At 63.2% G+C, this 11,603-nt stretch carries 9 protein-coding genes; 8 read left to right on the top strand and 1 reads right to left on the bottom strand.

Annotated elements, in window-relative coordinates:
• The first annotated feature begins 189 nt into the window (after positions 1–189).
• The 3 genes from SH809_04590 (at position 190) to SH809_04580 (ending at position 4,348) form a co-directional block, all read left to right on the top strand.
• A complete protein-coding gene (locus tag SH809_04590; protein MDZ4698965.1) occupies positions 190–468 on the top strand; it encodes a hypothetical protein in 279 nt (92 codons plus the stop codon).
• Positions 469–586: 118 nt separating this feature from the next.
• Positions 587–3,616: a two-component regulator propeller domain-containing protein gene (locus SH809_04585; protein ID MDZ4698964.1), complete on the top strand. Its 3,030-nt coding sequence runs from the start codon at positions 587–589 to the stop codon at positions 3,614–3,616.
• A gap of 75 nt (positions 3,617–3,691) precedes the next feature.
• Positions 3,692–4,348 (top strand): response regulator transcription factor, encoded by a 657-nt coding sequence (locus SH809_04580; protein ID MDZ4698963.1) that lies wholly within the window; start codon positions 3,692–3,694, stop codon positions 4,346–4,348.
• 160 nt (positions 4,349–4,508) lie between these two features.
• Here the strand turns inward: SH809_04580 and dnaK are convergent, their stop codons facing one another.
• Complete coding sequence (dnaK, locus tag SH809_04575) at positions 4,509–6,422, bottom strand: molecular chaperone DnaK (GenBank protein ID MDZ4698962.1); 1,914 nt, start codon at positions 6,420–6,422, stop codon at positions 4,509–4,511.
• A gap of 398 nt (positions 6,423–6,820) precedes the next feature.
• Between dnaK and pgsA the strand changes: the two genes are divergently transcribed.
• The 5 genes from pgsA to SH809_04550 form a co-directional block, all read left to right on the top strand.
• Entirely contained in the window at positions 6,821–7,396 is a 576-nt protein-coding gene (gene pgsA, locus SH809_04570) for a CDP-diacylglycerol--glycerol-3-phosphate 3-phosphatidyltransferase (protein ID MDZ4698961.1), read from the top strand.
• Complete coding sequence (gene pyrE, locus SH809_04565; protein MDZ4698960.1) at positions 7,393–8,079, top strand: orotate phosphoribosyltransferase; 687 nt, start codon at positions 7,393–7,395, stop codon at positions 8,077–8,079. Before pgsA ends, pyrE begins: the two co-directional genes overlap by 4 nt.
• A 35-nt stretch (positions 8,080–8,114) precedes the next feature.
• Positions 8,115–9,365, top strand: coding sequence for a competence/damage-inducible protein A (locus tag SH809_04560; protein ID MDZ4698959.1), 1,251 nt, complete (start codon positions 8,115–8,117; stop codon positions 9,363–9,365).
• A gap of 255 nt (positions 9,366–9,620) precedes the next feature.
• Entirely contained in the window at positions 9,621–10,685 is a 1,065-nt protein-coding gene (gene recA / locus SH809_04555) for a recombinase RecA (GenBank protein ID MDZ4698958.1), read from the top strand.
• Positions 10,685–11,603, top strand: a 919-nt coding sequence (locus SH809_04550; GenBank protein ID MDZ4698957.1) for a thiolase family protein, incomplete at its 3' end; no start/stop codon positions are given. The genes recA and SH809_04550, both read left to right, overlap by 1 nt.

Genomic DNA, 11,603 nt, shown 5'->3' with positions numbered 1-11,603 from the left:
TTTTCGCAGGGCTCGTAGCGCGGAGCAGGGCGATGAGTACTTTTTCGGCTTCTGGGTGGGTGTCGGCAGACTGGGTCTTCATGAGGCACAGGATCCTGGGAGGTGTTGAACCGGGTTGGAAATAGCCGTGAGCCGAGGGGGAGCCTTCGTGTTTGAAGGTACGGCAAGTGGGTCGTCTAATACACGCATTTGACCACAGCAGGTGTCGCGGCCTTTCCACTCCGCCCAGGCGACAGCGAGGAAGATGGCGATCAGGGCCACGCTGTGCTCGACCCCATTCCGACCGCCACCCACGACGAACCATCCCTCCGGGGCGTGGACTATCGCGATGCCGGCGGCCAGGATACGAACCGAGAAGAGGGAAAAGCACTGCCCATTCAACTCCATGCCATCCCCGAGGTGACCGAACGGGCCCAAGGGTTGCGCTGGGACGAACTGTTTCCGGCCTTCCCGATCATGCCCGGGTGAGACCCCCTTGCATGTCCTGAGCGGTTGGTGTAGGTTCAACCCGGCACGCCCCCTTCCCATCGGCTCCCTCTGGTGCACGGCAGGGGGCTCTACCTCACGCCAACTGTTTTCGGGTACGATGGCCACCCCTCGCCGGCTCGTGATCTGCGTCGCACTCGCCCTGGCGCTCTCCAGCGCCAACGCCCAGACCGGCCAAGTCCTCTCAGCCGCCGACGGTCTCTCCTCGTACGCGGTCACCAGCCTCCTGCAAGACCAACTGGGCTTCGTCTGGATCGGCACCACGGACGGCCTGAATCGCTACGACGGGTTTGCCTTTACGGCTTTTCGCAGCATCCCCGGCGACTCCACCACGCTTTCGAACTCGATCATCAGCACACACGGCATCGCCGAGGACACGCAGGGGTACATCTGGGTCGGCACGCAGCGCGGCCTTAACCGACTCGATCCACGCACCGGCGCCGTGCGCCAGTTCTTGCACGACCCCGACGACCCCGGTAGCCTGACCAACGATCATATCCGGCAGGTGCTGGCCGCTCCGTCCGGCACGGTTTGGATCGCGACCTTCGAAGGAGGCGTGAACCGGTACGATCCGGCTCTCGAAACGTTCACCGCGCTCCGCCACGACGCGCTCGTTCCAACGGGTCTCCCTTCTTCGGATACGACACTCTCGGTGCTCGAGACGGTGGAAGGGTTATGGATTGGCGGGGGAGGGGGCCTGACACTCGCGCCGGCGGATGGCGGTCCGCTCACGCGGTTCTCGCTCGACACCCCGGAGCCCTGGATATCGAGCCTCACGGTCGATGGGGCGGGCTTGATCTGGGCCGGCGGGACGGGCATGGTCTATCGCCTCCACCCCCGGACGCGCGCGGTGATCCGCACCCCGTTTGTGCCGCCCGAAGAAACGACGCGGTACGTTCTCGATCTGTTTGTGGATGGGGACGAACGCGTGTGGGCCGGCACCTGGGGCGCCGGGCTCGTCCAGCTGGAGCAGTCGACAGGGCGCATCCTGCGTACCTTGACTCCCGGCCCCGCGCCCGATAGCCCGCCGAGCCACCGGGTCTCCTCGTTCATGCGCGACCGCTCGGGCGTGTTGTGGATCGGGACGTGGGATGGACTGACGCGGCTGCCGGCAACCCGCCCCTTTGTGTCGCTGCCGTTTAACGCGCGCACTACCGCCGTCGCGCTCGAAAACGATGGGAGTTTCTGGGTCTCGAGCATTGGCGGCGGATTGCACCGTGTAGGGCGAGGGCCGAGCCAGGCCGTCGGGCGCGCGGAAGGGTTGCCCTCGATGGACGTGCTCTCCGTGATGCGCGACCGATCGGGCCATGTCTGGGCCGGCACGTCGTCACGCGGCGTCGTACGAATCGATGCGCGCACGGGGATGATGCGGATCTACGACGCCAGCCCGACGTCCATCCCGCGTCTCCGCGACAACCTGATCTACAAGGTTTTTGAAGACAGCCGACGACGGATCTGGCTGGCGACCGTCCACGACGGTCTCGCCCTGCTGGACCCGCTCGGACAACAGGTGATGCATTTTCTCCACGACCCCGACGATCCGACCAGCATTCCGTCCAACTCGGTATGGACCGTGTTCGAGGACAGCCGGGGACGCCTCTGGGTGGGCACCATCGACGGGGGACTGGCCCGCATCCAGATCGTCGAGGACGACGCTTTTCCGCCTACCCTTCGGTTCGAACGGGTGGGCGCCGATAGTCTGCGATCCCGAAATGTCGTTTCGTTGTACGAAGACGACGCCGGCGCCCTGTGGGTTGGCACGATGGGGGGCGGCCTCTCGCGCGTCGACCCGGAGGACGATCACATTACGACCTGGAGCGTCGAGGATGGGCTGCCCGACGCCACGGTGGCGTGTATCCTGGGAGACGCGGCCGGCCGGCTGTGGCTGGGAACGGGGAACGGCCTGGCGCGCATGGATACTGACGCGGTGGGTGAATCGGGGCGTCCGCGCAGGGCGTTCCTGCACTATTCCCTCGCGGATGGGCTGCCCGGCATGGAGTTTTATGGCGATGGATGCACCCGAGAGCCGGACGGCCGGCTCCATTTTGCTGTCGATTCCTACGTGGTGTCGTTCGACCCCGCCCTGTTTTCAGACAACCTGGTACCGCCTCGGGTGATCGTGAGCGACGTGCTGCTCTTTAATACGCCCATGGCATTGGATACCCTGGCGTCGTACAAACGGATGCTGCGGCTCCGTCACGACCAGAACTTCCTCGCCTTCACGTACGCGGCCCTCGCATTTGATGCGCCGGAGAAAAACGGCTACGAATACCGGATGGACGGCGTCGACGCCGGCTGGGTGCCCGACCTCGGCGGCCGGCTTGCCAGCTACCCTAATCTGTCTCCCGGAACCTACACCTTTCGCGTTCGCGGATCAAACAACGACAGTGTCCTGGGCCCCGAAACCCGGATGTCGATCAAGATTCAGGCGGCATTTTACCAGACGGTCTGGTTCCAGTTGGCGGGCATCGTGCTGCTGTTGTCCCTGCCGGCCGCTTTCGTATGGGCACGCATACGAGAACGTGACCACCTGAACGCCACGCGGCAACAGATCGCCGACGATCTGCACGACGACATGGGCAGCCGGCTCGATGGCATGGCCATGTTTCTCAACCGATTGCTGCGCAACGGGTCCATCGCCGAAGCCGAACGGCAGCGCGCCCACGCCCACATGGATTCGGCGCGCCAGATGACGGGCGACCTCAGCGATCATGTCTGGCTCATCGAACCAGAGTACGATACGTTGGGGCACCTGGTGTCGCATCTCCAGCGGGCGGCCCAGACGCTGGTGTCGCCGGATTTGCTTGAGATAGAAGTCCACGGCCTGGATACGGAGCGGTCGCTGGCGATGGAGCCCCGCCGGCATGTCTATATGATGACAAAGGAGGCGCTGCGCAACGCCGTCCGCCATAGCGGCGCCTCAACCATCCGCCTCCGCATCGTCGCGTCAAAAGACGCCCTCCGCATCGAAGTGATCGACAACGGCAACGGCTTCCCCGCCGGGCGCGGCGCCACGGGCAAGCTCCTGCACACCCTCCCGCGCCGGGCGCGAGCCGTCGGCGCCAATCTGGAGATCGAATCGAGCGAAGGGCAGGGCGCGACGATCCGAATCACGCTCCATCTGACGTGAACGTGCCATAGATTTTCGGGTGAGATTCGGTTATGTTCATCTGTCTACAATCGTAACACAGCTCAAATCGCCGTCATGTCAGCACCCGATACCGCGCCGACGTTCATCACTCTCTGGGTGGTCGAAGATGTAACCACGTACCGAATCGAACTGGTCGATGTGCTCGACGCGGAGATCGACCTGCACGTCTCGCATGCGTTCGAGACCGTCGAGGACATGCAAACCTATATCGCCCTGCAGCCCGAGTTTGTGCCGCCGGACATGGTGCTGATGGATATCGGGCTCCCGGGCATCGATGGGATTTCCGCCACCCGGGTGCTGACGGCTCAGTTTCCGGGGATCAAGGTGTTGATGCTGACGGCGTACGAGGAGCCGGACCGTATCTTCAGCGCGATCCGCGCCGGCGCCGTCGGGTATATCGTCAAAAATATGCCCATCGACCAGATCCTTTCGTTGACCCGGCAGGTGGCGCAGGGGGCTTTTCACGTCGCGGCGCCCATCGCCACGCGTATCCTCGACCATTTCAAGGGCGATCCGGTGATCCACCTGACCCCCCGCGAGTCCCAGGTGCTGGCTCACCTCGCGACCGGGGCGACCCAGAAGCGGGTCGCGGCGCTACTGAACATCAGCCCGGATACCGTCAATAACCACGTCCGCAATATCTTCGAGAAGCTCAGCGTGAACTCGGCTCCTGGCGCCATCGCCCGGGCCTATCAGCTGGGTTTGTTGTAGGGTTTGGCGCGCCGCGAAATCTCGGGTTGTCTGGAAATCAAAACCCCCGACACCACGCGGCGTCGGGGGTTTTGGTCATTAACGGCATGCACGGCCTTTTTGGAGACACGATGTTTCGTGTCTCTACCGGTTGGGAAACGGGGTTTCGTTACCCTCGCGATTACTTCTTCTCCTCCTCGTCGTCCACCACCTCGTAGTCGACGTCTTTCACCTCCTCACCGGCGGCGCCGGCGTCACTGGCCGGGGCGCCATTCGCGGCGGCTTCCTGGCTGGCCTTCTGAAGGTCCTCGCCGGCGGCCGCCCAGGCGTCGTTCAACTGCGCCATGGCGGACTCGATCTCGCTCACCTTTTCGCTGCCCGCGGCCGACACCAGTTTCAGCCGCTCGAGCGCGGCGTCGATCTTCGCCCGCTTCTCAGGAGAGATCTTGTCGCCGTAGTCCTTGAGGTTCTTCTCGGTCGTGTACACGAGCGCGTTGGCGGAGTTAGTCTTTTCGACCGTGTCGCGGCGCTTCTTATCCTCGTTGGCGTGGGAGCGGGCGTCGGTGCGCATCTTCTCGATATCGTCCTTCGACAGACCGCTGGAGGCCTCGATGCGAATCGTCTGCTCCTTGCCGGTCGACTGGTCCTTCGCGCCGACGCTCAGGATCCCGTCGGCGTCGATGTCGAAGCTGACCTGGATCTGCGGGATGCCGCGGGGCGCCGGCGGGATGCCGTCGAGGTGGAATCGCCCGATCGTCCGGTTGCCTTCCGCGATCTCGCGGTCGCCCTGGAGAACGTGGATCTCGACGCTCGGCTGGCTGTCCGACGCCGTAGAGAACACTTCGCTCTTGCGGGTCGGGATGGTCGTGTTTGCCGGGATAAGCACTGTCATCACGCCACCCAGGGTTTCGATGCCCAGGTTAAGCGGGGTGACGTCGAGCAGGAGCACGTCGCTCACGTCGCCCGAGAGGACGCCGCCCTGGACGGCCGCGCCAAGGGCGACGACTTCGTCCGGGTTCACCGAGCGGTTGGGCTTTTTGCCGAAGAATTTCTCGACCGTCTGCTGGACGAGCGGGATACGCGTCGAGCCACCTACGAGGATCACTTCATGGATCTCGCTCTTGCTGAGGCCGGCGTCGCGAAGCGCCTTCTCCATCGGCGGGATCGTGCGGTCGACGAGGTCGTCCACCAGCTGCTCGAACTTGGCGCGGGGTAGCTCCATGTTCAGGTGCTTCGGACCGTCCTGCGTGGCCGTGATAAAGGGCAGGTTGATGGTCGTCTGCGCGCCGCTCGAGAGCTCGATTTTGGCTTTTTCCGAGGCCTCCTTGAGGCGCTGGAGGGCCATCGGGTCCTTGCGGAGATCAACCCCTTCCGTCTTCTTGAATTCGTCGGCGATGTAGTCGATCAGGCGCTGGTCGAAGTCGTCCCCGCCCAGGTGTGTGTCGCCGTTGGTGGATTTTACCTCGAACACGCCGTCTCCGAGCTCCAGGATCGAGATGTCGTACGTGCCGCCGCCCAGGTCGTACACGGCGATGACGCGCTCGGTGTCCTTCTTGTCGAGGCCGTAGGCCAGCGCGGCGGCGGTGGGCTCGTTGATGATGCGGCGCACGTTCAGGCCGGCTATTTCGCCTGCCTCCTTGGTGGCCTTACGCTGGGCGTCGTTAAAATACGCCGGCACGGTAATGACGGCTTCCGTGACGCTCTCGCCAAGGTAATCTTCCGCGGTCTGCTTCAGCTTTTGGAGCACCATCGCCGAGATTTCCTGTGGGGTGTAGACGCGTCCGTTTACATCGACACGCGCCGTTCCGCCTTCACCCTGTACGACCTGGTAGGGGACGGTCTTCATCTCCTCGGTCACTTCGCCGAACATGCGGCCCATGAAGCGCTTGATGGAGAACAGGGTGTTCTTGGGGTTGGTGATGGCCTGCCGTTTTGCCGGCGCGCCGACGAGCCGCTCCCCGTCCGTCTTAAATGCCACGACCGACGGCGTCGTACGCGCACCCTCGGCATTCGTGATGACGACCGGCTCACCCCCTTCCATAACGGCCACTACCGAGTTCGTCGTGCCGAGATCGATTCCAATTGTCTTACCCATTGTATCCGTTGATTTCTATCGATGAACGATACGCGACTGATTACGGCGTTTGCGTCCCGCGCGACCTATGGTACAACCGGTCTGCGCAATCGGCCCGCGCCCACTCCTGCGTAATCTGCCCGAGGAGTTGTTTTTCACAGAGGGCGTTTCATCAAGAAAGATGCCATTGTAAAAAGTGCGCCACTCTGTCAGACCAGGCCGCCCCGCGACCGGAAAAAAGGGCTTACTGCGTGTAACAGCGGCGTGCCGGCTGACAGAGTCGGCGAAGACGTTGGGACCCGATATATCGTGTCGCCATACAAACATTGAGTAGGATCCGTTATTTTTGACGAAAGTCCTCAAGGAAAAACGGCCGGCGTTACCGTATATTCCCGCCCATGAGCAGTAGCCCGTTGTACATGAAGAATGTCCCGAACGCCATTACGATCGCCCGGATCGTACTCACCCCTGTGGTGTTGTTTCTGTTATTCTCCGAGTCGTTCGCCGGCCGGTTGGGCGCTTTTGTGGTCTTCGTGATCGCGGCGATTTCGGATTATTATGACGGCAAGCTGGCGCGTTCCTATGCGGTCCCCTCGCGTCTGGGGCAGTTCCTGGATCCGTTTGCCGACAAGATTCTGGTGCTCGGAACGTTCACCGCGTTGGCGCTGCTCATCCCCCATGTAGTGCCCTGGTGGGCCGTGGCACTGATCGCCGTTCGGGACCTCGCGGTAACGCTGCTCCGGGCCTGGAACGAATCCCGCGGCCGCAGCCTGAAAACCCTGCCGCTGGCGAAGGCGAAGACGACCGTCCAACTCACCTTCTTGATCGCCACGCTGTTGCTGATGACGATGACGAAGATGGCCGGCGCGGTTGGGGCATACGCCAACTGGCTGCTGGGCAGCGTCATTCCCTTTATCTGCCTGCTTTTTGTGGTCGGCTTTACAGTCTGGACGGGCGTGTTATACGTGCTTAAGCGAGAAGAGGGTACGTCGTGACTACCCATCCCCCCCCAGATTTTAATCCGCGCGAGCGCCGCATCGCCGGCGCGCTGCTGTCCATCGGCGCCGTAGCCCTGTCCCCGGAGGCCCCCTTTACGTGGGCCTCGGGCCTGAAGTCGCCTATCTACTGCGACAATCGCCTCACCATGGCCCATCCGGACATCCGCCGCCAGATCACGAGGGGGTTTGGCGAGCTGATCGATCAGTACGAGCTTAGCCCGGACGTGATTGCCGGCACCGCGACGGCTGGCATCCCGCATGCGGCATGGCTCGCCGAGGTGTTGGACCTGCCGATGGTTTATGTACGCTCTAAACCAAAAGAACATGGCCGACTGCATCAGATCGAGGGCCAACTCGAACCCGGTCGACGCGTCGTGGTCATCGAAGACTTGATCTCCACGGGCGGCTCTTCGATGGCGGTCGTTCGTGTGCTCCAGCAAGCCGGCGCGGTCGTGGAGGCTGTTCTGGGGATCTTCTCCTACGGATTTCCCGAGGCACACCACTTGTTTAAGGAGGCCGGCGTTCCGGCGTATACCCTGACGACGTTCGCCGCCCTGATGGATGTGGCCGCCGCCGAGGGCCGCATCCCCGAAAACGCGAGAGAAGCCCTGGATTCCTGGCGGAAGGACCCAAAGGCCTGGAGCGAGGCCGTCGTGGCGCGGGAGCAAATCCCTCGGTAACGTTCAACGAGAAAACGTTCAACGCGTCAACGCCTATGACCGCGCACATCATCACCGTAGGAGACGAGCTGCTCATCGGGCAGGTAATAAATACGAACGTGGCCTGGCTGGGAGAGCAATTGACGCTGGCGGGGGTGGACGTGACGGAGGCGTTGACGATATCGGACGATCAGCCGGTGATCGAGGCCGCAATCGCGCGTTCGTGGGCGGTGGCGGATCTCGTGGTGGTGACGGGAGGCCTCGGGCCTACCCACGACGATGTGACGCGCGAAGCGGTCGCCGGCTTTCTCGGGGTCCCGCTGGTGTTCCACCAGGACGTACTCGACCACGTCGCCCACCTATTTGAACGGTTCAAGCGGACGATGCCCGAAAGTAACCGGAGCCAGGCCATGGCGCCGCTGGGTTGCGAAGTGCTGCATAATCCCGTAGGCACGGCGCCCGGGTTGTGGTTCGCCGGTGAGCATCGAGGACGTAAGAGTGCCCTGCTCGTCGTCCCGGGGGTGCCGCGCGAAATGAAACGCATCGTGGCGGACCATCTGATGCCCCGGCTGGCGACTTCGGACAGCCTGCGGACGATCAAACACCTCACCATCCATACGCTGGGCATCGGCGAATCACACCTCCAAGAGCAGATCCGCGATATTGTCGCAACCCTCGATCCCGGACAACGCCTCGCGTATCTGCCCGACATGGGGAGCGTGCGCCTCCGCATCTCCTCGTTTGCCAAGACGCCGGAGGCTGCCAATCGTCAGGTAGAAAGCTTCGCCGCCCGGGTACAGGAGCGGCTGGGCGCGTTTGTTGTCGGCATCGATCAAGACGTGCTTGAGCAGGCGGTCGGGAAATTATTGATGGCGCGGGGGCTGACTGTGGCCACTGCCGAGAGCTGCACCGGAGGGCTCATCGGGGACCGCATCACCAATATCAGCGGGGCTTCGGAGTACTTCAAGGGGGGCGTGATCGCCTATTGTAACAGCGTAAAAAGCACGGTGCTGGGGGTGTCTGAGGAGGTCCTGCGTCACGAAGGCGCCGTGAGTGAACAGGTGGCGATACAGATGGCGCTGGGGGTCCGCCGGCTGCTGGACGCCGACATCGGTCTCTCGTCCACCGGCATCATGGGCCCCGGAGGCGGTACCCCGGAAAAGCCCGTCGGCACCGTCTGGATCGGGTATGCGGATGCCTCGGGCGCCGAGGCCCAACTGATCGAGACGCGGCGGGAGCGGCTGCCCAACAAACAGTACGCTAGCATGGCCGTGCTGGACCTGCTACGGAAAAAGTTGCTCGTCTGAGGGTACGTCCAGGCGCCCGAATACGTCTATCATAATATAGCGGCGCGCACCGTCCACAGTCCGCGTTCGTTAAATAACGACGCCGGCTTGCGAATATGTGTGAGATATGTTAGTATGGCATCTACCGCTGGCAACAATGCGGAAAAAACGCAAAAACCAGGGGAGATAGGCTATGACACACGGTTGTCACTCGGGCTTCGTAAACTGACTGCCGACATGCTAATCACGCCGTTTCACCCCAAATAAACCCTACCCATGGCAGCATCCGAAACTCCGAAGCAGAAAGCGCTGGACCTGGCGGTCAAGCAGATCGAGAAACAGTTTGGCAAGGGGGCGATCATGCGCCTGGGTGATGCGCCTATCGCGATCATGGAGACGATATCCACCGGTTCGCTGGCGCTGGACGCCGCGCTCGGCGTCTGGGGCGTGCCCCGGGGGCGCATCATCGAGATTTTTGGCCCGGAGTCGTCCGGTAAGACGACACTAGCGACGCACATCATTGCCGAGGCTCAGAAGGCCGGCGGCGCATGCGCGTTTATCGACGCCGAACACGCCTTCGACGCGACATATGCGAAGAAATTGGGCGTGGATGTAGACAACCTGCTGGTTTCCCAGCCGGATGCCGGCGAGCAGGCCCTCAACATCTGCGACATGCTCGTGCGCAGCGGCGCGCTGGATGTGGTCGTGATCGACTCCGTCGCCGCGCTCGTCCCGCAGGCCGAGTTGGAAGGGGACATGGGCGACAGCAGCATGGGCCTCCAGGCCCGCCTCATGAGCCAGGCCATGCGTAAGCTCACGGGCACCCTGAACCGGACGAACACGGTGCTTATCTTCATCAACCAGATCCGTGAGAAGATCGGGGTGATGTTCGGCAGCCCGGAGACGACGACCGGCGGACGTGCGCTAAAGTTTTACGCCTCCGTCCGTCTGGACATTCGCCGCATCGGCGCGATCAAGGAAGGCACGGAGGTGGTTGGCAACCGGACCCGCGTCAAGGTGGTCAAGAACAAGGTCGCCCCGCCATTCCGGGAGGCCGAGTTCGACATCATCTACGGCGAGGGAATTTCTTCTTCCGGCGAACTCACCGACCTGGCCGTCACCTACGAAATCATCCAGAAAAGTGGGGCCTGGTATGCCTATGGGGACCAGAAAATCGGCCAGGGCCGCGAGGCGACGAAAAACTGGCTCCGGGAATCCACCGCCATGCAGGAGGAGATCAAGAAGCGGGTGAAGGAAGCGATGGGCATGGACCCCCACGGCCCCAAAAAACCCAAGAGCGCTCTGGTGGCGAACGGCGTGGATGAGTCGTACGAAGACTGATGGCGCCGCGTCCGCCCACCACCCGCAACGTCGTCCTCGTCGACGGCTGCCGTACCCCGTTCCTCCGGGCCGGCACGGGGTACATGGACCTGATGTCCTATCGCCTCGGCCAGTTTGCGATTAAAGGAGTGCTGGACCGGACGGGCCTTCCGCCGGAGCGTGTCGATCAGGTCATTCTGGGGGCGGTCATCGCCAACATAAAAACGCCGAACGTAGCCCGGGAAGCCGCCATCACGGCCGGCATCCCGGCCTCCGCGCCCTGCCACTCGGTGTCTCAGGCCTGCATCTCGGCGAACCGGGCCATCGCGGACGGGTGCCTCGAGATTGCCGCCGGGCGGTCGAACGCGGTCATCGCCGGCGGGGTCGACCTGGTCTCCGACGCGCCCATCCAGTTTCGGAAGGCGATGCGGGCCAAGCTGTTTCATGCACAGAAGCTGAGGGGGCTGGGGGGTGTCCTCCGCTTCGCCGCCTCCCTCCGGCCGGCGGATTTTTTCCCGGAGCGACCGGAAGTGGCGGAGTTCAGCACCGGACGGGTGATGGGGGAGGACTGCGACATCATGGCCGCACGCTTTGGAATCACCCGCGAGGCGCAGGATGCCTTCGCCGTCCGTTCCCATCACCTGGCCGCGCAGGCGCATGCGGACGGCCACTTGCCCCGCGAAATCGTCCCGGTATCCATTCCACCGACGTTTGAAGCCATTACGGCAGACAACGGCATTCGCCCAGATACCAGCCTCGAGCAGGCCGGCCGGCTCAAGCCGGCTTTCGACCGCCGCTACGGCACCCTGACCGCCGCCAACTCGTCGTTTCTCACGGACGGCGGCGCCGCCGTCTTACTGATGGACGAGGGCGCCGCGCTGGAGGCCGGCCTGTCGCCCCTTGCCGAGGTGATCGACTTCGTCTTTACCGGGCAGGACC

This window comes from Rhodothermales bacterium (assembly GCA_034439735.1).
Classification (GTDB): domain Bacteria; phylum Bacteroidota; class Rhodothermia; order Rhodothermales; family JAHQVL01; genus JAWKNW01.
This window is presented reverse-complemented; position numbering and strand designations above follow the sequence as displayed.

Excerpts from the sequence above, each read along its gene's own strand:
- pgsA (MDZ4698961.1), top strand. The coding sequence starts at position 6,821 with ATGAAGAATGTCCCGAACGCCATTACGATCGCCCGGATCGTACTCACC.
- dnaK (MDZ4698962.1), bottom strand. The coding sequence starts at position 6,422 with ATGGGTAAGACAATTGGAATCGATCTCGGCACGACGAACTCGGTAGTG.
- recA (MDZ4698958.1), top strand. The coding sequence starts at position 9,621 with ATGGCAGCATCCGAAACTCCGAAGCAGAAAGCGCTGGACCTGGCGGTC.
- SH809_04560 (MDZ4698959.1), top strand. The coding sequence starts at position 8,115 with ATGACCGCGCACATCATCACCGTAGGAGACGAGCTGCTCATCGGGCAG.
- SH809_04580 (MDZ4698963.1), top strand. The coding sequence starts at position 3,692 with ATGTCAGCACCCGATACCGCGCCGACGTTCATCACTCTCTGGGTGGTC.
- SH809_04585 (MDZ4698964.1), top strand. The coding sequence starts at position 587 with ATGGCCACCCCTCGCCGGCTCGTGATCTGCGTCGCACTCGCCCTGGCG.